The sequence below is a fragment of the Sphingomonas sp. ERG5 genome (assembly GCF_000803065.1).
Classification (GTDB): domain Bacteria; phylum Pseudomonadota; class Alphaproteobacteria; order Sphingomonadales; family Sphingomonadaceae; genus Sphingomonas.
Genome location: NZ_JSXI01000063.1, coordinates 71,146 through 97,085 on the forward strand (window position 1 = coordinate 71,146; position 25,940 = coordinate 97,085).

Genomic DNA, 25,940 nt, shown 5'->3' on the forward strand with positions numbered 1-25,940 from the left:
CCTCATGGCTTGATGCCATATTTGGCATAGGTTTCGTCGATCGTCGGCAACATCATCCGCGCGGCGGCAAAATCGGCTTCGCTCGCCTTGGCGTCCCCCATCCGCTTGCGCACCATGCCACGCATATAGATGCTCTCAGGCCGATCCGCGTCGAGATCGAGCGCCGCGTTCAGATCGGTCAGCGCATCGTCAAGACGGTTGAGCCGGAAATACACCATGGCACGACTGTCGAGCGGCTGTTGCGGTGCATCGCTAAGTTCGATCGACTTGGTGCAATCCTTGAGCGCTGTATCAAGCATCGTGTCGAGCGTGCCCTTCAACCAGCAACGGCTGTTGAGCAGCCCGGGGTTGCCGGGGCTTGCGACGATCGCGGCGTCAATCAACTCAATTGCCGCGTCCTTGTCGCCAGCCTCGCCCAATATCTGGGCCTTGGCCTCCATGAACGCGGATTTGTCTTTGCCGCCCTCGGCGATGCGCTCGTCCAACAGGCTGAGCGCGCGATCCTTTTCGCCCCGATCGGAATAAAGCGATGCGAGCTGAGTCACCGCGCTGCTCGATGCCGGATCGATCTTGCGCGCCGCCGTCGCGTCGGCGAGCGCCTTGTCGCGATCGCCGAGCTTGCCGAGCAGCCGCGCACGCCACAGATAGCTGTCGACGCTCGGCTCGATTGCGATCGCCCGCGTGATATCGTCGATCGCCTGGCGCGGTTCGAAGATCTTTTCGAAGAACCACGCGCGGTTGGTATAGGGTTCGGCCTTGCCCGGCTCATCGGCGATTCCCTGCTTGTACAGCGCAAGCGTCGAATCGAATTTGCGCGCGCGTTTGCTGGTCTCCACGATCTGCCACGCGGGCGGCAGGTCGGCCGGCGCCACGACCCGAAGCAAGTGCTGCTTGACCTGAGCAAGCCGCTGGCGCGTCGCCCCGATATCAGCAGCCGGGATCTCCGCTCCACTTTCGATCGTTTTCACCGCCATCGTGATCACGCCATCGGCCAGCGTCGCTGTGCGTTCGACTTTGGTGCCAATCAGCGTGTCGGACAATGTCATATTGCCCTCCAGCGTGTAATTGCGACCGCCATCGGGCAGCGTGATGCGCGACCGCAGGGTGGTGTACAGCGCATCTCCTGTCGAAACCGGGATATCGCGCCACGCTGCGCGTGTGCGATCCGGTGTGAAGGTGAGGTCGGCAATGGTGCTGTCGAGCGTCACGCGATAGCGTTCATTCTCCCGCGTCCAGTCGGGATAGGCCACACCCGATGCGCTCAGCGTCGCGGTCCCCGCCACATCGTCGAAACTCAGACGGCGCGTGATAATGGTGGGCGATGCGACGAGATTCTCGCTCATCTTTTTCGCCATCTCGGTGAATTGATCCTTGCCGGCCTGCGCCGCGCTGGCCTTCATCAACTGCGCGAGCGGCCCACGCATGGTCATAGCGACCTTGAAGGGGGCCGGGAAATTCACGCCCGCTGATTCGTCGAGCTCGATATCCGCCGCGATTTCAGGCCGACCGCTCGGCCGCGTCGGGAGCGGCATCAACCCCGCTCCTGCGACGCGCAGTGGCAAAACATTGCGGAAGCCAGGGGTGTCGCGGATGTCCGCGAACTGCGTGCCCGCCCCGGTGCCGTCGAGCCACAAGCTTTCGCCCGCAATCGTCGCACGCACGAAAACATGATCGAACGCCCCTGGGCTGGGCAACCGGTCCGGCAATGCGTCGCCCAATTGGCTGCTTGCCAGCACCGGTTCGGCTTCGATCCCCATCTGGTGCAGCATGGCGAGCAGCAGCAGCGTCTTCGCCTTGCAGTCGCCGTAACGCAGCGCCCAGGTCTGGGTCGGCGTCTGGGGTATGTAATTGCCACCGTCCATGCCCTTGAACAGATAGCGAATCTTGTCCTGCACCAGCCCCAGTGCGAGCGAGGTCCGCTTCAGCGGGTCGGATTCAGCCGCCATGATCTTCGCGACCTCACCCGCCAGCGGGCTGCCCGGCGCAATCAAACCGTCAGTGGCGTAGAGCGGTGCCATGATCGCCGAGATCGATGCCCAGTCACCAAAGCTGGTCGCCTCCAGCATCGGCGGTTGCCGGAACCGCGCAGGCGCATCACCAGGCATTTCCGGCCGCTTGGTCAGCGGCAACGCGAGGTTGAGCTCGCGATAATCGCCGATCGTCGTCACTTGCGGCTGGATATCGACGGCATTGATGCGCCAATGCATCGGCGCATCCTTCGGCCAGATCAGCCGTGTTCGCCCGAACTGAATTCTGAATGGATCGGTCGGCAGCAGCGCGATCGTCTGGACGTTGCCCCCAAGTGCCTGGTCCTTCTGCTTGATCGAAACGCTCATGTGCAGCACGTCACCGACGCGCAGGCCTTCGACCGCCAGAGTCGCGGTGAGCATCCCGTTGAGCATGCGCTGCTCGAGCTTCTCTTCGCGCTGTATTACCGAGAAACGCTGACCTGCGGCGATCAGATCAATATGCTCGGCGCCCCGGATGATCTCCAGCTTGTGAACGATCAGGTCGCCCTTGTCGGGCTGCCATGGCAGTTTGATCGAGCCAATCTGATCGAGCATCTGAGTCGATGCGACCCGCGCGGCCGTTTCCACATAGGCGGTGACCTGCCCGTCCTTCAGCAATTGTTGACCATCGAGCAACAGGAAGACGGGCGAATCGTCCTTGATCGACGCCGTATCGATCGCTGGCGCCGGCTTCACCCAATCAGGGGCCGGCGCATAGATCGGCTTGTCGCTCGCCTGGGCAGCACTGGCGACCGCGACGAGCGCAGTGAAGAGAATTGGCCGAAACATGATCTTACCCCCGAACGAAGCGTCGGACTCTAATCCAGCGCCGGCGATCGGCAAACGCGAAATCGTCCTTATCGGCTGTGATAGAAATCATAGACTTGTTGCGCGACCGCCGAGGAGACGCCCGGTGCCTGTTGCAGATCCTGCAGGCTCGCATTGCGCACCGCGCGGCCAGTGCCGAAATGCATCAGCAGCGCCTTTTTGCGCGCCGGGCCGATGCCCGGCACCTCGTCGAGCGGCGATGCGCCGATCGCCTTGGCGCGCTTGGCCCGGTGCGCCCCGATCGCGAAGCGGTGCGCTTCGTCGCGCAGCCGCTGGAGATAGAACAGCACCGGCGCATTGACCGGCAGCTGGAATTCGCGCCCGTCGAGCATGTGGAATACCTCGCGTCCGGCGTGGCGGTCCGGTCCCTTGGACACGCCGACCAGGCAGACATCCTCAATGCCCAGTTCCTCCATCACGCCCTTCACCGCATTGAGCTGTCCGCGGCCGCCATCGATCAGCACCAGATCGGGCCAGTCGCCGGCATCGCGATCCGGATCCTCGGCCTGCGCGCGCGCGAAACGGCGACCGAACACCTCACGCATCATCGCGAAATCGTCGCCCGGTTCAGTGTCGGGATTCTTGATGTTGAACTTGCGATACTGGCCCTTGCGGAAGCCCTCCGGCCCGGCGACGACCATCGCGCCCAGCGCATTGGTGCCCTGGATATGGCTGTTGTCGTAGATCTCGATCCGGTCCGGCGGCTCGCCCAGATCGAACAGGTCGGCGACTTCGCGCAGCAGCTTGGCCTGAGTGGTGCTCTCCGCCAGTCGCCGGTCGAGCGCTTCCTCGGCATTGCGCTTGGCCTGGTCGAGCAAGCGGCGGCGCGTGCCGCGTTGCGGCATCGACAGCGTGACCTTGAACCCGGCGGCGGCGCCCAGCGCCTCGCCCAGCAGCGGCGCCTCGGCCAGTTCGCGATCGACGAAGATGGTGCGCGGCGGCGGCACTTCCTCGTAGAATTGCGTCAGGAAGCTGCTCAGCACCTCATCTTCAGGCACGTCATTGGTGTGCGCCGGAAAGAAGCTGCGATGCCCCCAATTCTGCCCGCCGCGAATGAAGAAGGCCTGGATGCCCATCACGCCGTTCTTGCAGGCGAGCGCGAAGATGTCAGCATCGCCCAACCCTTCGGCATTGATTGCCTGCGTCCCCTGAATGAAGGTCAGCGCACGCAGCCGGTCGCGCAGAATCGCGGCGAGTTCGAAATCCATCGCTTCCGCCGCAGCCTGCATCTGGCCGCCAAGCTTGGTCTGTACCTGAGTCGATTTGCCCGCGAGGAACGATTTGGCGTCAGTGACGAGCTCGTCATAGCCCGCCGCGTCGATCCGCCCGACGCACGGCGCGGAGCAGCGCTTGATCTGATAGAGCAGGCACGGCCGGTCGCGGTTCTTGAAGAAACCATCGGTGCAGGAACGCAGCAGGAACAGCTTCTGCAGGGCATTGAGCGTGTTGTTGACCGATCCCGCACTGGCGAAGGGTCCGTAGTAATTGCCCTTGGCGCGCCGCGCGCCGCGATGCTTCTGGATGCGCGGGAAATCATGGTCGGCGCGCAACAGGATGAAGGGGAAGCTCTTATCGTCACGCAGCAGCACATTATAGGCGGGGCGATAACGCTTGATCAGCTGCGCCTCGAGCAGCAGCGCCTCCGCCTCGTTGTTGGTGGTGACGATGGTCATCGAACGAGTCTGCGCGACCATGCGCTGCAGCCTTTTGGGCAAGCGATCGACCTGAGTGTAATTGGTCACGCGATTCTTCAGCGCGCGTGCCTTGCCGACATAGAGCACATCACCGCGCGCATCCTGCATGCGATAGACGCCCGGCCGCGCGGGCAGCGTGGCCAGCACGTTGCGGATCGCGGCCACGCCAGCCTCCAGATCGGGCGCATCGCTGCCCCGGACGGTAAAGGTCGATTTCTCTTCGTTGAAACGGTCTGGGGCGTTGGGCGAGGACATCATTGTCTCATATGGGGTCGCCTCATTTAGGACTCCGGCACGCAGGCAACAACGGCTATATCGACGCACAGAGGGGAATGGCGATGCAGCTTGCGGGAAAGACGGTCCTGGTCACCGGCGGAACGGACGGCATCGGCTTGGCGCTTGCCCGGCGACTGCAGGGCGCCGGATCGACCGTCATCGTGGTCGGGCGCAATGCCGAGCGCCTGATGGCGGCACGCGCGGAAGCCTTCGAGACGCTCGCCGTCGATTTAAGCGGCGAAGCGGGCTGCGCCGATCTGCTCGCCGCCGTCGCCGGTCGCCCGATCGACATATTGGTCAACAATGCCGGCATGGGCGCGGCGTTCGATGTCACCGCCCCGATCGACCTCGACGCGGTCGACCGATCGATCTTCCTCAATCTCAACGCCCCGATCCGGTTGATTGCCGGCATGCTCGATACGCTGCGCGCGCGGCCCGAAGCGATGATCGTCAACGTCACATCGGGCCTGGCACTCGCACCCGCCGCCAAGAGCCCGGTCTATTGCGCGACCAAGGCCGGGCTGCGCAGCTTCACCATGGCGCTGCGCGCGCAACTCGTGGACACCAGGATTCATGTGCTGGAGGTGCTGCCGCCGGTGGTCGAGACACGGATGACCGCCGAGAATACCCATAGCAAGATGCCCGCGCCGGAATGCGCGCGGCAGATCGTCGTCGCGATGGAGAAGGGCCGCGATCAGGCCAATGTCGGCATGACTCGACTGCTCAACACGGTTTACAACATCTCGCCCGCGATCGCGCGGCGCGTGATGCTCCGCTACTGACGCCGCACGCGACGGCAGCAGCGGAGTGGGTCGTAACGTGTCTTACTTGATCGCCGCCAGGTCGGTGCCGACCTTGACCAGCGCTTCGGCGGGGATGGCACCGCCCGACATCGGCTGAACCTGGTTCAGCGACATGCCCTTGAAGCTTTCATACATCGGATGCGCGGTCATTCCGGGCAGGTCGGCATCGAGCACGGCCTTGCCGGCAGGATCCGCCGCGATCGTTTCGATCGGCGTGTCGAGGTTGAACTTGGTCGCAGCCGCGGCCGCTGCTGCGGGGGCAGCCGGCGTCGCAGGCGCCGCGGGAGCGCTCGTCTGGGCGGCAACGGGAGTGGCGGCGGCCAGTACAAGGGCAACGCCGAGGACGACAGACTTCATGAGGGAGCCTCTTTCAATATGAAAGCGGCGCGAATCGCCGCTAATCCGGTGTGTAGCCGGATTAGTAGCAATTCGAAATGCGATGTTTACGCTCGCGTCAGCAAGCGCGTTGACCCCTATGAGTTCAGGGTCAGCCCAGGATCAGTTGAGGCGGCCCAGGCCGGTGATCGTGCGATCAACCAGCGCCTTGTCGGCCTCCGCGCCATGCCGTTCGGCGATGATCGCCGCAGCGGCCTTGGCGGCGGCATCAGCGGCCTTGGCGCGAACCTCGCCGATCGCGGCGCGCTCGGCAGCGGCGATCTTGTCCTCGGCCATCTTGCCGCGACGCGCGACCAGCTCCTGCGCATCGCTTTCCGCCTTGGCGAGCATCAGCTTCGCTTCGGCCTCGGCATGCGCGACGATCGCGGCGGCATCGCCCGCGCTCGCAGCGTTGCGTGCCTTCGCTTCGGCGAGATGCGCCTCAGCCTCGGCCCGCAGCCGGGCGGCCTCGTCGAGATCGGTGCGGATCGCCGCGATCTTCGCATCGAGCATCCCCGCGATCAGCGCCGGGACTTTCTTCCACAGCAGAATCGCGATGACGACGAGCATCGACAGCGCGACATAACCCGGCGCGGCGATGCCGAACGCCGATGGCTCATGATGCAGTTCGACCACGCCGGTCTCCGCCACTGTCGTTACGGGATGCGCCTCAGCCATGCGCCAGTTCCGCCTTTACCTGCTTTTCGATCGATGCACGGTCGACCGCGACGCCCGAAAGCTTCGCGACGATGTCCTGCACCGCATCGACGGTCGATGTCTCGATGTCGGTCATCGCCTGTTGCCGGGCGCCGTCGATCCGAGACGTCGCGGCGGTGATGCGGTCGTTGATCTCCGCATCGCCGGCCTTGACCCGGGTCTCGGCATTGGCGGTCGCCTTTGCCTTGGCTTCGGTCACCGCCTTGAACGCCTGGCTCCGCGCTGACTCCAGACCCGCCTGATAGGCCGTGTCCGATGCCAGCGCGGTGGCGCGCGCCGCCTCCGCCGCAGCGATGTCGCCCGAGATGCGCGCGGTACGATCGTCGATCGTCCGCTCGATCTTGGGCACCATCGCCTTGCCGATCCCGAAATAGATCAGGGCGAATACGATCGCGAGCCAGAACAGCTGCGACGCGTAGATCTCTCCGATCTGGGATAACTGAGGCATTGGAGGCGCTCGCTCTTACTTGACGACGAAGAGGATGAGGATCGCGACGACGAACGCGATCAGGCCGAGCAGCTCGGATGCCGCGAAGCCGATGAACAGGCGGCCCTGCTGGCCGTCTGCTGCGCCCGGATTGCGCAGCGCGCCTTCGAGGAACGAGCCGAACACGTTGCCCACGCCGAGCGCGGCCATGCCCACGCCGATCGCTGCGAGGCCGGCACCGATGTACATTGCACCAAGATCAGTCATTTCAAAGCTCCTTAGATAGTCTTCAAGTGTTGGAATTCGTTGGACTTAGTGCAGATGCACCGCGTCATGGAGATAAAGCGAGGTGAGCAGCGCGAAGACATAAGCCTGAATCGCGCAGACCAGCAATTCGAGTGCGCTGACCCCAACGATCATCACGAAGCTGAGTACGCTGACGACCGGGCCCATCACGCCACCGGCGTTGAGGCCCTGAACGACAAAGCTGCCGAACACTTCGAGCAGGATGTGCCCGGCGGTCATCGCGACGAACAGTCGCAGGCCGAGGCTGAACGGGCGCACCAGGAACGACAGCAGCTCGACCGGCGGGATCAGCCACATCAGCCACAGCGGCGTGCCGTGCGGCACGAACAGCGAGAAGAATTTCAGGCCATGCTTCCACAGGCCGACGACGAGCACGATGCCGAACGACAGGAACGCCAGCACCGCGGTGACGGTGATATGGCTGGTCACCGCGAAAGTGTGCAGGCCAGGCAGGATCGCGAGCGGCAGCACGCCGACCAGGTTGGCGAACAGGATGAAGAAAAAGAGCGAGAAGATGTACGGCGCGAACTTCTTGCCGCCCGACCCGATATTCACCTTCACCATATTGTCGATGAAGCTCACCGCGCCTTCGGCGGCGACCTGCCAGCGGCCGGGGATCAGCTGACGCTTCAGCCCGCCCGACATGAAGACGGCAAGCAGCACGAACACGACGACCATGAACAGCGCCGAGTTGGTGAAGGAGATGTCGTACCCGAACAGCTCAATATGCCGGCCGAGCACGGGCTCGACCATGAACTGTTCCATCGGATCGATTTTGCCGGCGCTCACTCTGCGCGCTCCTTCGAAATACGGAAAATGTTACGGAAGGCCACGACGATGGCCAGCGCGATCAGGATGAGCATCAACCACGGCTTGGTCCCGAACCATTGGTCGAGCGCCCAGCCGAGAATACCACCGCCAAGCGGCGCACCGATCAGCTCGGCGAGCACGCGCGAACCCTGGGCATAGCCCTTGGCCGGCTTCGCCACGCCGACATTGCCGGCACGCGCCTCTTCCGCCGCACGCGCCTTGGCGATGCGGAGATCGAGGTCATCGGTCTGGCGGTCGTCGACCAACGCGAAAGCATCCTGATAAGAAAACGCCGCCGCGCTTGCGCACGGCGACGAGAAACCTGGGAGAACTGTTGCACAGGGCCCCCGTTGCGGCGTCCGTTTAGAAAAGGGGGGGTCCTGAGTCAACCGGTGTGAACGGCGGGGATGATACACCCGTGGCCGGCCCGGCAGACGGCGCGAAGCCCGATTCGAGGCTCGACCTGGACGACGATTGGCGATGCGGCCTGAATCGCCGTCTTGGAAGCGCGTACCAGACGAACGTGGGCGTCCGCCAAAGGCCGGGCCCGTTCCGAGGAGATCCGGATCAAAACCGTCACCGCAATAGGGTCCGCGCCCAGCAGGAGCCCCTCTACCACAATGACGCCATGTCACCGCAATGCTGGCGATATACACTCCGGCGGAGGCACCCGCAGGCCCGTCAGACAATAATATAGAGACGTGCGAGGACAGACAATGTCAGAACTGATCACCATATCCCTGGCGCTCGTTGTATTTGTCTTTTCCTGTGCGCTGGTAATCAATAAAAATGAACTATTAATAGTATCATTCTTTGAACCAAGAGGCGAAATTATCAGTGGCAGCAAATTTGGTATCGCTGTCGGAGACGATAGAAAATCAGTCAATACCAAATTAAAGGCGATCGGCCTTACAATTGACGACATCTCTCGCGATCCAAGGCGCGATCCTCGACAAATATCAAGTCATTATACGCTTTATTCCCACGATACGTCCTGGCGTAAAGGGGTCATTTGTATCGAAATCTCAAAGCAGAGAGTTCGTTCAATCACCTGGAGCTTTAGCGCTTTTGCATCTTAGTCGGGAATGAGCAAACCAACCCGCGTCATAACAGGGCCGAACGACCAGTGAACAGGCCTCGGGCCTGTCCCGGGCAAAGCGCCATCCGGCGATGACAGCCGACCCGGCCGAGCTTGCATGGCTCCACACCGTCTCAATGGGGCGGATGCGCGCTGAGCGTGCGATACTGTTACAATCCACACCTGATGGGCAGTGTCATCATTCTCTCGAGCAACTGACGCGGAACCTTCACAAATCGGCAATCATCCCGTTTTTTATCCTCGCTACAGGCCAGCCTCTCGCCGTTGTGCGGCGCAACAAAATGGCAGGGATGGCTATGACCTTTTTCGACAAGCGAACCTTTTGGCTGAGCGGCGCGGCACTGATGGCACTGGCTTCCGCCACCCCAGCCCTGGCCAAAGACGATATAGCCACCACGGCGACCACGCCGGACGATGGTGCGCCCGTCGCTGCGCCGGATGCGCCCACGGAAGCGGCCGACGATGCGATCATCGTCACCGCGCGCACCACGCGGTCGGTGACTCAAGTCACCAATGTCGAAATCCAGAAGATCCTGCCCGGCGTCTCCCCGCTCAAGGCGATCCAGACCCTGCCCGGGGTGACGTTCCTGACCGCCGATCCGTGGGGCAATAACGAGCAGAATATCTCGCTGTTCATCCACGGCTTCAACGCGCAGCAGCTTGGCTACACGCTCGATGGCGTGCCGCTCGGCGACCAGACCTATGGCAATTACAATGGCCTGTCGCCGCAGCGCGCGATCATTTCGGAGAATGTCGGGCGCGTCACGCTTGCCTCGGGCGCGGGCGATCTCGGTACCGCATCGACGAGCAATCTCGGCGGGACGATCGACACGTTCTCCAGCGATCCGAAAAGCGAAATGGGCGCGACGATCGCGCAAACATTTGGCAGCTATTCCACCTCGCGCACTTTTGTCCGGCTCGACAGCGGCACGTTCGGCAATGGCAACAGCCTGTATGTCTCGGGCCTGCGCCAGGACGCACGGGCATGGGATTTTAACGGCAAGCAGGGCGGGTATCAGGCCAACGCCAAGTTCGTGCATGACGATTCGACCGGCAAGCTGACACTTTACGCCGCCTATTCGGACAAGACCGAACCCAATGAGGATGCGACGGTCATCACGGTCGCCAACCGCGCCACAGCGCCTTATGCGCGCCCGTTCCTCTATCCCGACTTCAAGAGCGCGCTGACCTATTTGTCGTCCGGCGCCTACAAGGCGGCCGGGTCCAATTATCGCAACTACTATAGCGACGCGCAGCGCACCGACTGGCTCGGCTATGCGAAATATGACTGGAACGTCAGCGACAAGGTGACCTTCTCCAACCAGCTTTACTATCACCATGACGATGGCGTCGGCGTGGTCGCCGGGCCGATCGACGTCGCCGGCCTGCCCCAGCTGTTTTCCTTCTATTACCCCGCCGTCGGCAGCCCGACATCGCCGGAAAACCTCGCACGCCTGACTCAGGTATTCGGTGGATCGGGGTTCGCGACCCGCACCACCGAATATCGTATCGATCGTGGTGGCCTGTTGTCGACGTTGCAGGTCGAGCTGGGCAATCACCAGATCGAGATCGGCGGCTGGTACGAGCATCAGAGTTCATCAGCCAAGCGCCGCTGGTACGCGCTGGACGTCAACAACCCGTCCACGCCCTATCAGCGCCCGCGCGACACGCTGGTTCCACTGATCACGCAATATTGGAGCGAAGTGCGCGTCGATGAAATCCAGACGCATATCCAGGATAGCTGGAAGCCGATCCCGACGCTTACCATCCAGGCCGGCTTCAAGAGCACGTTCCAGCGCGCGCGCCAGACGATGAAGGTGCAGCCGATCCCGGGATCCTTCACCGGATCGACCGCACTGCCCAATGGCGAGATCAACACCAGCACCTGGTTCCTGCCGCAGCTCGGCGTGCTGTGGGAAGCGACCAGCCATGTGCAGCTGTTCGCCAATGCGCAAAAGAATATCCGCCAGTTCCAGACCAGCGCGGCAAGCGGCCTGTCACCCTTCGCATTGGGCAGCCAGAAGGCGTTCGACATTTTCCGCGACACAGCGAAGCCCGAAACCAGCTGGACCTATGAAGCCGGCGTGCGGACGCAACAGTCGTTCGGCGGCGGGATCAGCTTTGACGGCCAGATCAGCTATTATCATGTCGATTTCAGCAACCGGCTGCTCTCGGTCAGCCCGACGCCGGTGATCACCTCGATCGTCAGCGGCTCGCCGTTGATCAACAATGTCGGCGGCGTGAAGACCGACGGCGTGGATATCGCCGGCACGCTGCGCGTCGGATCGCATTTCTCGCTCTACAACGCCCTGTCCTACAATGTGTCGAAATATCAGGACGATTATGTCAGCGGCACCGCGACGGTGCCGACCGCAGGCAAGAAAGTGCCCGGGTCGCCGGACTGGCTCTACAAGGTCATCGCCAGCGCGAACTACAGCATTTTCGACGTGCAACTGGTCGGCGATTATATCGGCAAGCGCTACGCCACCTATACCAACGACCTGTCGGTCCCGAGCTATTTCACGCTCGCTGGGCGAGTGGGCGCGGCAATCCCGCTTGGCGACAGCGCGTTCGTGAAGGAGCTGAACATCAGCCTCAACGTCACCAACATCACCGACAAGAAGGCCGCATCGACGCTGAGCATCGGCGCCGCGTCGGGGACGTTCAATCAATTCCCGCTCGCTCCGCGCCAATGGTTCGGGACGATCAGCGCGAAATTCTGATCCCCCAATTCCGATCCACACCAAAAGGGGCCGCGATGCGACTCGCGGCCCCTTCCTTATGGCTCGGCTGAGGACGCGCCGTTACGGGCAGCGCGAGTCGCGTTCGGGCGGCGCGGCGGTGCGCGTTTTCCAACTTCCGTCGGGGCCCATATATTTCTCGCCCGGCTTGGTCTGCGTGATCAGGTTGCAGCCAAAGGTCAGGCCCTGGTCGATCACCGTCACGTTCGCTGCGGCGGCCTTTTGCGTATAGGTCGCCTTGCGCTGGATGTTGATGTTGGCGACCATCGCGCGCAGCTGCGCGTTGCCGGCGCCGACGACACCCAGATAGCCGTCGGGCTGTTCGCCCACTTGCCCGGCATCGCGCGCGGCCTGATAGGCCGGGTCGCGCTGCGCCATCGCAATCGTCGAGACACTGGCGAGCACCAGGCCCGCCGCAATCATGATTTTGTCCATCGTCTTCATCAGAAAATTCCCGGATTGGCCTGGATGGTCGTTTTCGCCTCACCATCGAGACGATAGACGACTTCCTGTTTCACGTTGATATTGAGGTTGATCACGATCGGCTTGTCGGGTGCGCTGACATTCACGCATCCGCCCGCCAGCCCGGTCATCGTCATCACCCCAAGGGTCATCGCAATACTTCGTCTCCAGATCATTGCGTCTGTCATGGCACGGTCCTGCTTTCTTGAGGCTGAATGGCCCCAGGCTGATTGGGGGCCTGTATCGGTGGCGTCACTTGAGGCGGGAGTGCACGCTTCTTCTGTTCCTCGATCAACGCCGGCAGGTTCCGTTCGATCAGCCGTTTCGGATCGTAGAAGGATTGGGCCGAATCGATCAACTGCCGAAACGGCGCGGTGATGCGGACATTGAACACGAAGGGCAGTTTCTGCAGCCGGTCGAACAGGAAATTGCGTTTCGCCCCTTTGCCCTGACCGATGCCGGCAAAGCTCACTTCAGTGATCATTTCGCCGGCAAGTGGCCCGTTCATCACCACGTCGAGTTTGCGGTAGCGCAGCGATTTCAGCATCTGAAAGGCGAGATTGCCCCAGAAACCGACATCCTCCTTGGTCACTTCGCCCAGATAGGCGACCGTCCCGCCGCCGGCGCGCATCGTCAGATGCCCCTTTTCGATTCGGCCGCCGGTCTGGTCGAAGATCATCGGCAGACTGCCGTCAAAGGTGCCGGTAGCATTGAGATTGTCGAAATCGAATTGCTGCAGGAACTCGCCGGCATCCATCGACGTGACTCGGAAGGTCATGCGGCGCTGCTGCGACTCGGTGAAGTCGAGCAGGGTCGGCTCAAGCACGAGCTGCCCCCCGGCCAGCGGCCAGTCCCCGCTTTCCACTTGCACCCGGGTATTGGCGAGCGTGCGAAAGACGATGCGGCCATCATTGACCGGAATGCCGGGATTGATCGTCTTGATCGTCACCACCTGGCCCGGTGCGCTTTCCAGGTTGAGCAAGTCGGTGAAGTGGATTTCCCCGGCGATACCCGTGACCGGACCGAAAGCGGCGGCGAGATCAACATTGGCGGTGCGGAACACGCCATCGCTGGTCACGGCATCGGCATTCCAGCGGATCTGCCCGGTACCGGCCACCGTTCCCTCGACATTGGCGATCACGCCGAAGGTCAGCCGGGTCAGCTCGTCGGGCTGGAACTTGTCGGTGAAGGTCAGGCCGGCAACCGCGAGGTCGGCCTTGCCGGCACCGTCCGACAGGTCATGCGCGATCGCGACGGTGGCGACCTGCACGCCCTTTTCGGGATGGACCAGCGTGCCGGTCGCGGCGATCTTGCCGTCGATCAATGTCAGCACGACATCGCGCGCGGCGAGCGGCTTGAAGCGCGGATCGGGGTCGGCATCGGCAACGCTCATCGCGCCATGCAGGCCAAGCCGTCCACCTTCGAGCGTCCAGTCGCCCGCCGCCGCCGACATCAGCAGCGGCACCTTGCCGATCTGACCACCGCCGCCCGCGAACTGGCCCTTGACGACCTTGCCCTCCAGCCGCCCATCGAGCGTGGCGAAATCGAGCCGTGTCAGCCGTTCCTCGGTGCCGAGCCGCACCGCGAGATCGGTCAGCCCAAAACCGGTATCGCCAAGCGTGACGCGCGATCCCGCCGCCGCCAGGGTGACCGGGGTGTTGCCGAGATTACCCGCCAGACGCGGTGCCGCGATCGTCGCCCCGCCGCTTAGCCGCCCGTCATCGACCCGCACCAGCGCGCCGCCGACCGGACACAGGTGCAAGCTCGCCGGACGCAGCACCAGCCCCGCCACGGCCAGCCGCTGGAACGACAAAGGCGCGCAAGCGGGATTGACCGCGAGCCGCGAGCGGCCATTCCACAACCCGTCGAGGGCGAAGTTCAGTCCATCCACGCGCCCGTCGCCAAGCGGGCCCGACAAGGTCGCCCTGGTCGAAAAGCGCGTATCACCGCCGGGCGTCGCACTGAAGCGCACGGGGGTCAGCGCCAGGCTGGCGCCGTTCGCACCATAAGGCTGACGCAGCGTGGCGACCCCGGTCACCGGTTTGCCCGGCGCCGATTGCGCCAGGCTGGCCGACAGCATCGGGAAGCCGCCCCCGCTGAGATCAAGCTGGCCGGCAATGCGCGCGCCACCCTTTGGCCAGCCATAGGAAATCGCCGCCTTGTCGAACGCGGCCTTCGCCCCGGACGCCGAAGACAGTGCGACTTTCGACACATCGATCCGGCCGGCCGCGCCCTGAATCATGGCCGTGACATCAGTGCGGAAACCGAATGACTTTCCCGCTGCGACCGCTGCCCTCGCCAATTGCGCCACGATCGGCCCGACCGGCGTGCCCTGTCCGGTCGTCCCCAGTCGCTCGACCGGCGCGAGATAGGATTTCGCCACCGCCATTTGCCCGGCGCCGATCGTACCGGTGAAACCGCTCTGCTTCGCAACGCGATAGTCGCCCGCGACGGTCAGCGAGGACCCGCTCGCCGGCGCGCTGGCGAAGCGGCCCGCAGCGAGATCGACACGACCCTTTGTGTCGGCGGCAGTGCCGGCAAAGCCGATCGTGCCACTGACCGATGCCAGCTGCCCGCGCGGATGCCGTACCGTCGCGACCGCCAGCCGAGCCTTGCCGGTCCATTGGTCGAGCGCTTTACTCAGCGCGACGCTGACATCGCTGCCCAGGCCGGCCACACGGGTGTCGCCACAGGAAACCGCCGCGGCGCGCACCGGCCCCGCCAGCGACGGCTTCGCCGCGGCGACCTTGATCTTCATCACTGCCGCCGCCTTGTCGGCAATACAGCCCCCCGCCTCGAGCCGTTCCGACACCATCGCGAGCGAGCCGGCAAAACCATTATCGAGCTTGCCCCGCCCGCTGAGCTTCAACCCAATCAAACCCTGCGGCGTCTCCAGCCGCATGCGGCCATCGGCGACATCCACGCCGATCGCGGGCAGCGCGAACGGCTTGCCGCTCGGCGCCGGCAGCAACCGGTCAAGCGTGCCTATCGAGAGCTTGCCATCGACCAGTTTCCCGCGCAGCCGTACATGTCCGGCGCGCACCATATCGACCGACGCCCCCGAAAAACCGACACTGGTGCCGAGTTCGATCCAGTCCGCCACCAGATCGGGATGAGCGGGATCGCCCAGCACGACATTGGTCAGCCGCTGCCGGTTGAACCCGAGATCGGCGATGGCATAGCGTGCGGGCACATGATGGTCGGCGAGATAGCTGTCGACATAGCTCGACGCGATCGTCTTGCGCTGCGTCCACAGCGCGATCAGCGCGCCAAGCAGGACCAGCGCGATCACCGCGATGATCCGCGCGCCCCTGCCCAGTTTCGGCAAGCGGCGGCGCCGCGGGACGGGCTCCGGTTCGGCGTTCGGCAGATCGTTGAAGTCAGCCGTCACGCCGTTCGATGCTCCTGAATGGCGTCACAACCGCGCCCAGAATAGACGCTTCGCCGTGTCACGCAATTGCGCAGCCGCCGCCAATAGGTAATTCATGGGAAAGATGAGCGTTCCCGACCCCAAGCCGACCGGCCCCGACAAGGCCAAAGATGCGACCGGCCATCGTGCGCGGTTGCGCAAGCGGCTCAACGACCATGGCGGTGACGGCCTGCTTGACCATGAACTGATCGAATATCTGCTCGCGCTGGCCATTCCCCGCAAAGACACCAAGCCGCTGGCCAAGACCCTGCTGGCCGAATTCGGCGGCATCGGTGGCGTGCTCGCGGCGGATGCGACCAGCCTGGCGCGCATTTCCGGCATGGGTGAAAGCGCGATCGCGGCGATCAAGATCGCCAATGCCGCTGCGCTGCGCATGCTCCAGGCCGAGGTCAAGGAGCGCCCGTTGCTCGGCAATTGGCAAGCGCTGATCGATTATCTCCACGCCGATATGGCGCATCACTCGATCGAGCGCGTGCGCGTGCTCCACCTCAATACGCGCAACATGCTGATCCGCGACGAGCTGATGAGCCAGGGATCGATCGACGAGGCCGCAGTCTATGTCCGCGAAGTGATCCGCCGTGCGATCGAACTTGGCTCGGCCGCCATCATTTTGGTTCACAACCACCCAAGTGGCGACCCGACCCCGAGCCGCGCCGATATCGACCTGACCCGCAACATCGTCGAGGCAAGCAAGCGGATGGGCATTGCGGTGCACGACCATATCATCATGGGTACCAGTGGGCATTCAAGTTTGAGGGCGCTGGGGCTGATCTGAGAGAAACGCAGAACGGCCACCATATCCTGGGATATGGCGGCCGCCCCGGAGGGACATTTCCCTGACGCTGGCGGTTAGCCGCCTTGCGACAGGAAGCCCGTCAACTCGGTCTTCGACACCGATTTGCTCTTGTCGGCATCGGCGGATGCGAAGGCCTGGCCGATCCATTTCTTGACCTCGGCGCTTTCCGCCTTGGTCGTCGGATCGCTGGCGGTCTTCAGCGCGACCATCCACGACGCGAACTCGGTTTCGCTGAGCGCACCATTCGAATCCTTGTCATAGGACGGGAATTCGGTGTTCACGACTTGCGCAACCTGTTCCGCCTTGCTCGTGGCGGGGGCCGGTTGCTGGGCAACCGCCTGATCGGCAGGTGTTGCCGCAGGATCGGCCGGTGCAGCCTGCGCTTTGGCAGAATCTTGCGCCGCAGGCGTTCCGGTTGCGGCCTGATCGGTCGCAGCCATCGCATCAGATGCAGTCTGGCCTTCGGCCGGAGTCGGGTTCGTTGCAGTCTGAGTCGTCGGCCGCGAAGTTGTTTGCGCCGATGCTGTAGGATCACCCGCAACCGGCTTATCTTGTGCCAGAGCAGGCACAGTAATAGTCATTGCACCGGCAAGAAGAAGATATTTCAACATGATCTCTCTCCGAATAAATAGTATCGGAATGTTCGATGGCGTTATACATACCCTCGAGAACACTCACATGTATCAACCTCCCACTATCGAGATAGTTCATATTCTCACGATTTGAAGCGTCGGCTCGTCCCTGCTAACGCGCGGTTCATCGCGAGTCCGTTCGCGATTCACGATCAACCGAACTCCGATTTTCAGGAACCGTTGTAATGGTGCCACGCTATTCCCGCCCCGACATGGTCGCACTCTGGACGCCCGAGGCGCGTTTCCGCATCTGGTTCGAGATCGAAGCGCATGCGACCGACGCGCTCGCCGAACTCGGCGTGGTGCCGAAGGAAGCCGCTGCCGCGATCTGGGCCAAGGGCGCATTCGAGGTCGACCGCATCGACGAGATCGAGCGCGAGACCAAGCATGACGTGATCGCTTTCCTGACCAATGTCGCCGAGCATGTCGGCCCCGAAGCGCGCTTCATGCATCAGGGCATGACCAGCTCGGACGTGCTCGACACGTGCCTCGCGGTCCAGCTCGCACGGGCATCGGACATTCTCATCGCCGATATCGATGCGCTGCTGGTGGTGCTGAAGCGCCGTGCGGTCGAGCATAAGCTCACCCCGACGATCGGCCGCAGCCATGGCATCCATGCCGAGCCGGTGACGTTCGGCCTGAAGCTCGCCCAGGCCTATGCCGAGTTCGACCGCAACCGCGCCCGCCTGGTCGCGGCACGCGCCGATATCGCGACGTGCGCGATTTCCGGCGCGGTCGGCACCTTCGCCAATATCGACCCATTCGTCGAAGCGCATGTCGCGGAGAAACTGGGCTTGAGCGTGGAGCCAGTCTCGACTCAAGTCATCCCGCGCGACCGCCACGCGATGTTCTTCGCGACGCTTGGCGTGATCGCCAGCTCGATCGAGCGCCTCGCGACCGAGATCCGCCATCTGCAGCGCACCGAAGTGCTCGAAGCGGAGGAGTATTTCTCGCCCGGGCAGAAGGGTTCATCGGCCATGCCGCACAAGCGCAACCCGGTGCTGACCGAGAATCTCACTGGCCTCGCCCGCATGGTGCGCGGCTTCGTCACGCCCGCGCTTGAGAATGTCGCGCTGTGGCATGAGCGCGACATCAGTCATTCGTCGGTCGAGCGCTATATCGGCCCTGACGCGACGATCACGCTCGACTTCGCGCTCGCGCGGTTGACCGGCGTGATGGACAAGCTGGTCGTCTATCCGGCGCGGATGGAAAAGAACCTCAACAAGATGGGCGGCCTGGTCCATTCGCAGCGCGTGCTGCTGGCGCTCACTCAGGCCGGCGTCAGCCGTGAGGACGCCTATCGTCTGGTCCAGCGCAACGCGATGCGGGTGTGGGAATCGGACGGCGAATTGTCCTTGCAGGAATTGCTCAAGGCCGATCCTGAAGTCACCGCCGCCTTGTCGACCGCCGAAATCGACGACAAATTCGACCTTGGCTATCATCTGAAACATGTAGATACGATCTACGCCCGAGTGTTCGGCAACTGATAACACCCCTTCGCGCCCGACTATGATTGATATATGCTTTGATACATCAATCATTCGGGGCGGGTGAAGGCGATGACGACGATCGGTGCTTCGGTGGGACTTGGCGGCTTCAATGACGGAGCCGATGTCACCATTGTTCAGCATCTGCTCAATGCCTGCATTCTCACACTTGGCTTGCCCAGACTGGTCGAGGACGGCGATTGCGGCAGCGGCACGATCATCGCCATCCAGGCCTATCAGTCGAAAGTCCTGGGCGCGGCGCTGCCCGATGGCCGGATCGATCCCGGCGGCCGGACGTGGAGCGCATTGGCGGCGGGACTATACCCGAAGCCGGCCAAGCCGCCCGCGCCCGTCACCAATGGCAATCCGCTCAGCGGCGCGGCGTGGTGGGACGCCAATCAGGCGACGTTTCCCAACAGCAGCAGGCTTGCCGACCTCGCCTCGCCGTTTCGCGAACGAGTCATTGCCTTCACCACTGCGATGAAGGCCGGTGGGGCGCGGATCAGCGTCGGGTCGACGCTGCGTAATCCGGCACGCGCGAAACTGATGCTCTATTGCTGGGAAGTCGCCAATGGCGAGCGTGCGCCGACTGCAGTGCCGACGATCCCCGGCTGTGCCATCAACTGGGACCATGGCGATCCGGTTAAATCCAGGAAAGCCGCGCGCGAGATGGTAAAAAGGTTCGGCATCGTACGCAAACCGTCGACCGGCCTGTCGCTCCACACCATGGGCCGGGCGATCGATATGACGATCAACTGGACCGGAACGATCACGGTGAAGGATGCAGCGGGCGCCGCCCAACCCATCGGCAAGCCGAACAGTGGCGAGAACAACACAGCGCTGCATGCCGTCGGGGCAAGCTATGGCGTGATCAAATTCGCTTACCTGCCGGCCGATCCGCCGCACTGGTCCGACAACGGACACTGATTCATTGCTTCACCACGCACCCGGCGACGGGGTCCGCTTCGATATCTGGCCATGCGAGTGACGCTGCACGTTCCCCGCCATTCGCGCTTCACAGGAAACCGCTCTCTGGATCGAACGAGATAGCCGAATTCCAGTGATTTCGGATCAACATCATGGCAGCAATCTCCTGATCTGACAGGTCCTGATGCCAGATATTGAACAGGAGTATATCGCGATTGAAGCAAGATGAATTATCTACCGAGTGATAAAAACTCGAATCAAATATTATAACCTGCCCGGAAACATATTGTCTGGCGGCGCCAGCGACATTTATAACAGAAGAACTGTCCATAAGCGGCAGATGGACGGTAGTAACATAGTTGGCGCAATCAGAGTGGCGCTCGATATTCGTACTGGGAGCGAGGCGCGAGAATAGGGCTTCGGTAGCGAGACGCTGCCGCTTGAGGAAAGCTGATGTCACCGGGAAAAGATGGTGCGTTTTCTCGACATCCTTGAACTCTTTTCGAAAATAGACGCAATCCCAGGCCGCACGTGCCGAAGAATCATTGGCCACGACGAGATCGGAGTGATCGGTAACGAGAGCCCGCTCGCCAAAAGCAGAAATCGCTTCGCCCTGAATGGCGGCAAGCTCGTCGATCCCCACAGGGGATTGGAGCGCATCAGCCCCATAATATGGCCCAGCGCCAAGCCCGGGAATGTAAAGGCGCCGGAAGAGCTCCCGGCTTGAGCTGTTTTCGGGCGTGGCTTCACCATCGAGCATGTTGAAAAGATAACGCTCGATTCGATCGAGATGGCTCCATCCCTGCGCGCAGATCCGCGACCAGATGTCCCGGACCATCTCCTCGCCTGGCCGGAGGCGAGACAGGCTCACGGCTTACGCCGCAAGGTCGCGAGCCCGTAAAATATGGAATCCTCATCGATATAGGCGAGCGCGAGAGAGTGAGTGAGGATGCTCAAGCCCGCCCGGGAGCAAGATTCCGTAAAATCACCCAGTTCGTCCCTATGGATGTGAACACCATCGCAATCATAGATTGGATCCTGCTCACGTGAGTGGATCAGTTGCGTAGATACCGCTTGCGGCTTGTAGCCCTTGATGACCGGTTCGTAGGTGATGACGAGCAAGCCGCCCAGGTTCAACAACGAAGCGCAACGCGCGAGCAGCTTGCCGGTATCGCCGACGAATTCCAGAACCCCGATACAAAGAATGAGGTCGAACCGACGAGACAGGGAATTGTCATCCATAATGTCGGCGTGGATTTGTGGAACATCAGGATGACGGTCAGCAGCCACATCCAACATCCTGCGGCTGATATCGAGTACCGTAATGTCGTTACATCCATGCTCCTTGAGCAAGTCGATGTCATATCCCGTGCCAACGCCTATTGCTAACGCCGATCCAAGTCGACCATTCAGCGATGAAAGAATGTTCCCGACATGGCGAGGTATGCTCCACTGCTCGTCGGTAGACGTGGCATCATTGTAAAGAGCGGCGGCGCCATCGAAGTATTTTTCCACCAGATCTGACAAGACACGCACCCCCGCTCAGGTGAACCATTGTATTTCGAAACTCGTATCCCGCGATTCGTAAGATATTCGAACCTTGGAATACCCGTCTGGTCGAAATATATAGCTGTTCAGCCAATGGGTTTGAGGCGCTGCAAAATGATTGGTCAACTTACCGCTGTTTCCTAGATCAGCTTCAAATACGATCATCACGACATTCCATTCGCTCCCATGCGACAATACCAAATCGCAGGTAAAGTCGGAGACTTCCGCTTCACCCAAGACGTAATCGGCGAGCACCATCTTATCGGACCAAGCCCGCGCATCAGAAAGATCATCCTGATAGATTTGCTCGCTATAAGCGCGATCCAGCGAAATCCGCGCCGGACCAGGCTGGAAATTCCCCGCCGCGCTGCCCGCGATCTTCGAGAACACCGTTTCGCGCGCGATCGCGGCGTCAGCCGAGAATGCGGCTTGGGCATAGAGTCCAAGTCTATGCGGAATGATGCGGCGGATGCTTGGATATCGACGTTTGAGATCGTTCGCGATCTCCACGATATTTTCCTCTGGCCCGATCGGGCCGATCGTTTCTGTCACCACCACGTCAGGCGCCGGATCAAGGGCCATATCATAGGAGCGACCCACCATGATTTCGACGGGCGTGGTGCCAATGATGTGCGCCGATAGCGCGGCGAGTTGCGGCAGATACTCCACCGCAGTGACGGAGCGGGCACCCGCATCGACCGCGCTTGCCGCCAGCAAGCCCAGACCGGAACCGATATCCACGACGCTGTCGCCAGGCTGCACGACTTCGTGAATGGCGTCCCGAAACGCCTGGACCCGGACATGATCGTTCAACATCTCAGCATGATGACTCAATTGAACCGGCATCACGATATCCCGTTGCTTATATCTAAATATTGGGCGAAAAAGAATGATAGATGCTTAGTGAGAAATGCTATGATCGGCAAAGTTGTAAAGGAAAATTTGAGACAGCTTATCGCAGCATATAGCCTAACAGTTGGAGGATATACTGCCGCTCAGATATATCCTCTTCTTACAGGATTCGCGATCAATGGCGTTCTTCAAAAGAACTATATTGCCATATTATGGTTATGCCTTTGCCATTTCGTGATGGTCGCGCTTGAGGTGAGCGCCAAGATGATGGACACGCGGGTTTTCACCCGTATCCACACGTCCTTTGCGAGCGACGCCGTCACCGATGCCCATCGACGTGGATTGCCGCCATCGCTCATCGTCGGGCGCGCGACATTGTTGCGTGAATATGTGACATTTCTCGAGCGCGACGTGCCGGCGGCGCTGCTCTCCATCATCAGCCTTACCGTGGCGATCGTTACTCTCTTCTGGCTCGATCCGATGATCGGCGCGGCATGCCTGTTGCTGTTGGTTCCGTCGATCCTCATCAACGGGCGCCTCGCCAAGAGGTCGCAGGCTCTCAATAAAGGCTTGAATGATCGGCTCGAGAAGGAAGCCGGCCTTCTCCAAAGCGATGCGCCGGCGCGCGTTCGACGCCATTTCCAGGCGCTGGCGATGTGGCGCATCAGACTCTCCGACCTCGAAGCCAAATCTTACGGCTCCATCGAGCTGTTCGTGATCATTCTCTTCGGGGTCGCGCTCTGGCGGGTGGCCGGCCAGAATGCGGTCGAGGCCGGGACGATATATGCTATTTTCGCTTATATCTGGCGCTTCGTCACCAGCATGGATCAGGTCCCGCAGATCGTTCAGCAGATCGCCAAGCTGGCGGACATCTCTCGCCGGCTCAAAACCTAGGCCGACCTCGCCGATCGTCGGCAGGCCGGAATCAAGAGCAAGGAATCCAACGACCATCATTCGGCCATCAGCAGATCCAGCACGACCTCATTCACTGGAGGACGGCCTATCGATGGAATGAACAAGGTGGTCCCGAACGTCACTTCGCCCAGCGCCGATGGCAGGTTGCCGATCGCGACCTCCACCGCAACGGACGCAGAATCAATGCCGGCGCCATTACTCTCGATTATTTTGCATCGGTGTTCAGCGGGATAGGCAGCGAGCAGATGCTGTTGCAGCAAGCCGATGGCGTTATCCGCGGAGGGATCATCAATATTCGTCTTGCGCGTTCCTACCGAACATATGTGGTAGATGTAATAATCGAATTCCGGGCATATCCTGTGAGAAAATAGAAGAAGACGGTTTGCGTCTATTATCACCGATCCATATTCAAGCGGATCGCGATCGGCATCGATCATAAGGGTATCGAGGCTGGATATACCGGGAAATACGTCGAAGTCGAAACCCTCAACCTCACTCGCGTCTTTAAGCATATCGGCCAGCGTGACACCGAGCCTTGGATTTCCCTGCTGCACGAAAACCACGTAGTTGTTTTCAGGGAGCAGTCCGACAATTCTCTTTAATACTGCTTCGTAACTTTCATCATCGATGCCGCCATGCGGATAAAGGTCATCGAGAGTAACACGGTTGCGAACACCGGCTTCGTCAAACACCTTATCCAGACTTGGATCGCTATAATAGGCAACACAATCTGCTTCGGCGATCTGCTTCATCCCCTGGCGGGTAAAGTGGAGATCGGGGGAAACGCCAGCACCGATCAAATGAACGCATTTCGACTGAAAGGTCACTATCGTCTCCCCCTATCTCGGATCAGGCAGCCCGCTTCACCGATTTAGGCACCGCAGTTAGCTGACGGACGACACGCGCCTCGATCCCCTTGGGAACGGAGGTGAGCTGACGGACGACGCGCGCCTTGATTTCCTTCGGGACGGACGTCAGTTGCCGGACGACACGCGCTTGAATACTCGACATCATATTCTCCTATTCATAGACACGACATTCGAAGCGAGTCGAATCCCTAAAGAACAACTGCTCCATAAATGAGTATGATACGGAGTAATATGAGTCGTCAATCTCAACTTACCTCAAGATAGAGGCTATTAATCGCCGACTCACAGGAAAATAGTAACCATTATTTGGATTGTAACATATTGTTTCTGTCAATATGAACAACATCCATTATCGATTTATATCGAAACCCGGAGTATTAGCTGTGAGCGGACGAGCGGCGCGCAACGAAGGGCTCGACTCCGAAGCCCTGCGGCAATCAACGGGGATGGAAAATTGACGGTGTAGGGCGGCCCTTTGCCAGGGCGGTCCGCCACACGATGCGGACGGACGTCCTGCAAAAAAGCCGCTCCGGCGCGGATGCATCTCCACCGCAACGATTGCATTTTCTGCACTCGCAACTGTGCGCAACAATGTTGCAGTGCAGCATAAATCTTCTATTTCGGTCCGTGCCGGACTTAACCGGCATTTCGGAGACGACCCATGCGTAGTTTGGAAGCCGTGGTCAGCAGCGTGCTGGCGGTTGCGGCCCAGGCGCTGGTGGTCGGGTTGGTCATCACGACCTTCTGATCCATCGGCCGGACCGCCCCTTCTCAAAGGAAGGGGCGGACACGGCCACGATCTTCATCTCATATTATCCCGCAACCGCTTTCTTCATCTTGTTGAAGAAGCCGGTAGCCTGAGGGTGTTCCTTACCCGTCTCGGTCGCACGGAATTGTTCAAGCAACTCGCGCTGGCGCGACGTCAGGCTGGTCGGCGTCTCGACTTCGATCCGCACGACCAGATCGCCACGACCTCGGCCTTGCAGCACCGGCATGCCGGCGCCACGCTGACGCAGTTCGCGCCCCGACTGAGTGCCCGCCGGAATCTTGATGCTGTGCAAGTCGCCATCGGGCCCGGGAATATGGATCTCGCCGCCCAGTGACGCCGTGGTGAAGCTGATCGGCGCGCGCGCGAACAGCGTCGTGCCCTCCCGCTCGAAGATCGCATGGCGTGCGACATGCAGGAAGATGTACAAATCCCCCGCCGGCGCGCCGCGCGCGCCCGCCTCGCCTTCGCCAGTCAGGCGCACGCGCGTGCCCTCATCGACGCCAGGCGGAATGTTGACGGTCAGCGTCTTGGTCTTTTCGACCCGGCCTTCGCCGTGACAGGCATTGCACGGATCGCTGATCACCTGGCCCTGGCCATGGCAGCTCGGGCAGGCGCGCTCGACGACGAAGAAGCCCTGCTGCGCCCGCACCTTGCCGGCGCCGCCACAAGTCGAGCAATTCTTCGCGCTGGTGCCGGGCTTGGCGCCCGAACCGGAACAGGTATCGCATGCCGCCGAGACATCGACCGTCACATCGGTCGACTTGCCCTGGAACGCATCCTCGAGCGTGATTTCCATGTCATAGCGCAAATCGGCGCCACGCCGTGGTCCGCGCTGGCCGCCACGCTGGCCGCCGCCCATGAATTCGCCGAAGATATTTTCGAAAATATCGCTGAAGGCATTGAAGTCCTGGCCGCCGCCACCGCCGCCCTGGCCGTTGCGAAACGCCGCATGGCCGAAACGATCATAGGCCGCGCGCTTCTGCGGATCCTTGAGGCATTCATACGCCTCGCTGATCGCCTTGAAATGGCCTTCGGAATCCTTGCACCCGGCATTCTTGTCGGGGTGATATTTCATGGCGAGCTTGCGGTACGACGATTTGATCGTCGCATCATCGGCGCCGCGCTCGCATTCGAGCAATTCGTAGAAATCGACTTCGGTGGTCATATC

At 61.4% G+C, this 25,940-nt stretch carries 25 protein-coding genes; 7 read left to right on the forward strand and 18 right to left on the reverse strand.

What is annotated here, in order from left to right:
* Positions 1-2: 2 nt before the first annotated feature.
* Both OO12_RS20015 and uvrC read right to left on the reverse strand, forming a co-directional pair.
* Positions 3-2,798, reverse strand: a complete 2,796-nt coding sequence (locus OO12_RS20015) for a DUF3857 domain-containing protein (protein ID WP_052216093.1) — start codon at positions 2,796-2,798, stop codon at positions 3-5.
* 68 nt (positions 2,799-2,866) lie between these two features.
* The gene (gene uvrC / locus OO12_RS20020; protein ID WP_034160662.1) at positions 2,867-4,786 is read right to left on the reverse strand and encodes an excinuclease ABC subunit UvrC; all 1,920 of its coding nucleotides are present in this window, start codon (positions 4,784-4,786) and stop codon (positions 2,867-2,869) included.
* Between the two features lie 83 nt (positions 4,787-4,869).
* Between uvrC and OO12_RS20025 the strand changes: the two genes are divergently transcribed.
* Entirely contained in the window at positions 4,870-5,589 is a 720-nt protein-coding gene (locus OO12_RS20025) for an SDR family oxidoreductase (RefSeq protein ID WP_034160663.1), read from the forward strand.
* A gap of 42 nt (positions 5,590-5,631) precedes the next feature.
* Here OO12_RS20025 and OO12_RS20030 read toward each other — a convergent pair whose 3' ends face one another.
* The 6 genes from OO12_RS20030 to OO12_RS20055 form a co-directional block, all read right to left on the reverse strand.
* On the reverse strand, positions 5,632-5,967 hold the full coding sequence (locus OO12_RS20030; RefSeq protein ID WP_034160501.1) for a hypothetical protein: 336 nt from the start codon (positions 5,965-5,967) through the stop codon (positions 5,632-5,634).
* 141 nt (positions 5,968-6,108) lie between these two features.
* The gene (locus tag OO12_RS20035) at positions 6,109-6,663 is read right to left on the reverse strand and encodes a F0F1 ATP synthase subunit B family protein (protein ID WP_034160502.1); all 555 of its coding nucleotides are present in this window, start codon (positions 6,661-6,663) and stop codon (positions 6,109-6,111) included.
* A complete protein-coding gene (locus tag OO12_RS20040; RefSeq protein WP_034160503.1) occupies positions 6,656-7,150 on the reverse strand; it encodes a F0F1 ATP synthase subunit B family protein in 495 nt (164 codons plus the stop codon). The genes OO12_RS20035 and OO12_RS20040 overlap by 8 nt, the downstream gene beginning before the upstream one ends.
* Before the next feature lie 15 nt (positions 7,151-7,165).
* Positions 7,166-7,378, reverse strand: a complete 213-nt coding sequence (locus OO12_RS20045) for a F0F1 ATP synthase subunit C (RefSeq protein WP_055777096.1) — start codon at positions 7,376-7,378, stop codon at positions 7,166-7,168.
* Between the two features lie 63 nt (positions 7,379-7,441).
* A complete protein-coding gene (locus tag OO12_RS20050) occupies positions 7,442-8,224 on the reverse strand; it encodes a F0F1 ATP synthase subunit A (protein ID WP_034160505.1) in 783 nt (260 codons plus the stop codon).
* Positions 8,221-8,511: an AtpZ/AtpI family protein gene (locus OO12_RS20055; protein ID WP_034160506.1), complete on the reverse strand. Its 291-nt coding sequence runs from the start codon at positions 8,509-8,511 to the stop codon at positions 8,221-8,223. Before OO12_RS20055 ends, OO12_RS20050 begins: the two co-directional genes overlap by 4 nt.
* A 450-nt stretch (positions 8,512-8,961) precedes the next feature.
* Between OO12_RS20055 and OO12_RS28205 the strand changes: the two genes are divergently transcribed.
* Together OO12_RS28205 and OO12_RS20065 are read left to right on the forward strand one after the other, a co-directional pair.
* Positions 8,962-9,324, forward strand: coding sequence for a hypothetical protein (locus tag OO12_RS28205; RefSeq protein WP_152616544.1), 363 nt, complete (start codon positions 8,962-8,964; stop codon positions 9,322-9,324).
* 316 nt (positions 9,325-9,640) lie between these two features.
* A complete protein-coding gene (locus OO12_RS20065) occupies positions 9,641-12,067 on the forward strand; it encodes a TonB-dependent receptor (protein WP_034160508.1) in 2,427 nt (808 codons plus the stop codon).
* An 81-nt stretch (positions 12,068-12,148) separates the two neighbouring features.
* On the opposite strand, the gene OO12_RS20070 is transcribed toward OO12_RS20065, so the two are convergent.
* From OO12_RS20070 to OO12_RS20080, 3 genes are read right to left on the reverse strand one after another with little or no spacing between them, the layout of a single operon-like run.
* Positions 12,149-12,529: a YdbL family protein gene (locus OO12_RS20070; RefSeq protein ID WP_034160509.1), complete on the reverse strand. Its 381-nt coding sequence runs from the start codon at positions 12,527-12,529 to the stop codon at positions 12,149-12,151.
* The gene (locus OO12_RS20075; protein WP_235364907.1) at positions 12,529-12,699 is read right to left on the reverse strand and encodes a YnbE family lipoprotein; all 171 of its coding nucleotides are present in this window, start codon (positions 12,697-12,699) and stop codon (positions 12,529-12,531) included. Before OO12_RS20075 ends, OO12_RS20070 begins: the two co-directional genes overlap by 1 nt.
* 32 nt (positions 12,700-12,731) lie before the next feature.
* A complete protein-coding gene (locus OO12_RS20080) occupies positions 12,732-15,938 on the reverse strand; it encodes an intermembrane phospholipid transport protein YdbH family protein (RefSeq protein ID WP_082006673.1) in 3,207 nt (1,068 codons plus the stop codon).
* Between the two features lie 103 nt (positions 15,939-16,041).
* Here OO12_RS20080 and radC point away from each other — a divergent pair, with 103 nt between their 5' ends.
* Complete coding sequence (radC, locus tag OO12_RS20085) at positions 16,042-16,752, forward strand: RadC family protein (RefSeq protein WP_034160666.1); 711 nt, start codon at positions 16,042-16,044, stop codon at positions 16,750-16,752.
* A 74-nt stretch (positions 16,753-16,826) separates the two neighbouring features.
* Here the strand turns inward: radC and OO12_RS20090 are convergent, their stop codons facing one another.
* The gene (locus OO12_RS20090; protein WP_235364908.1) at positions 16,827-17,213 is read right to left on the reverse strand and encodes an EF-hand domain-containing protein; all 387 of its coding nucleotides are present in this window, start codon (positions 17,211-17,213) and stop codon (positions 16,827-16,829) included.
* A gap of 377 nt (positions 17,214-17,590) precedes the next feature.
* On the opposite strand from OO12_RS20090, the gene purB reads away from it, so the two are divergent.
* The gene (purB, locus tag OO12_RS20095; RefSeq protein ID WP_034160511.1) at positions 17,591-18,892 is read left to right on the forward strand and encodes an adenylosuccinate lyase; all 1,302 of its coding nucleotides are present in this window, start codon (positions 17,591-17,593) and stop codon (positions 18,890-18,892) included.
* Positions 18,893-18,964: 72 nt separating this feature from the next.
* On the forward strand, positions 18,965-19,819 hold the full coding sequence (locus OO12_RS27115; protein ID WP_152616545.1) for a peptidoglycan-binding domain-containing protein: 855 nt from the start codon (positions 18,965-18,967) through the stop codon (positions 19,817-19,819).
* A gap of 88 nt (positions 19,820-19,907) precedes the next feature.
* Here the strand turns inward: OO12_RS27115 and OO12_RS20105 are convergent, their stop codons facing one another.
* Genes OO12_RS20105 through OO12_RS20115 form a run of 3 tightly spaced genes read right to left on the reverse strand, consistent with a single transcriptional unit; the run spans position 19,908 to position 22,213 of the window.
* Positions 19,908-20,657: an aspartyl/asparaginyl beta-hydroxylase domain-containing protein gene (locus OO12_RS20105; protein ID WP_152616546.1), complete on the reverse strand. Its 750-nt coding sequence runs from the start codon at positions 20,655-20,657 to the stop codon at positions 19,908-19,910.
* Positions 20,658-20,686: 29 nt separating this feature from the next.
* Positions 20,687-21,346: a class I SAM-dependent DNA methyltransferase gene (locus OO12_RS20110; RefSeq protein ID WP_160296856.1), complete on the reverse strand. Its 660-nt coding sequence runs from the start codon at positions 21,344-21,346 to the stop codon at positions 20,687-20,689.
* Between the two features lie 15 nt (positions 21,347-21,361).
* Positions 21,362-22,213: a 50S ribosomal protein L11 methyltransferase gene (locus OO12_RS20115; RefSeq protein ID WP_152616547.1), complete on the reverse strand. Its 852-nt coding sequence runs from the start codon at positions 22,211-22,213 to the stop codon at positions 21,362-21,364.
* Between the two features lie 69 nt (positions 22,214-22,282).
* Here OO12_RS20115 and OO12_RS20120 point away from each other — a divergent pair, with 69 nt between their 5' ends.
* Entirely contained in the window at positions 22,283-23,113 is an 831-nt protein-coding gene (locus OO12_RS20120) for an ABC transporter six-transmembrane domain-containing protein (RefSeq protein WP_160296857.1), read from the forward strand.
* A 56-nt stretch (positions 23,114-23,169) separates the two neighbouring features.
* On the opposite strand, the gene OO12_RS20125 is transcribed toward OO12_RS20120, so the two are convergent.
* The 3 genes from OO12_RS20125 to dnaJ form a co-directional block, all read right to left on the reverse strand.
* Entirely contained in the window at positions 23,170-23,961 is a 792-nt protein-coding gene (locus tag OO12_RS20125; RefSeq protein ID WP_160296858.1) for an SAM-dependent methyltransferase, read from the reverse strand.
* Positions 23,962-23,983: 22 nt separating this feature from the next.
* Positions 23,984-24,145, reverse strand: a complete 162-nt coding sequence (locus OO12_RS28710) for a hypothetical protein (RefSeq protein WP_160296859.1) — start codon at positions 24,143-24,145, stop codon at positions 23,984-23,986.
* A gap of 670 nt (positions 24,146-24,815) precedes the next feature.
* Positions 24,816-25,937 carry a molecular chaperone DnaJ gene (gene dnaJ / locus OO12_RS20130; RefSeq protein WP_034160517.1) on the reverse strand — a complete coding sequence of 374 codons (1,122 nt, stop codon included), beginning with the start codon at positions 25,935-25,937 and terminating at the stop codon, positions 24,816-24,818.
* Positions 25,938-25,940 lie beyond the last annotated feature (3 nt).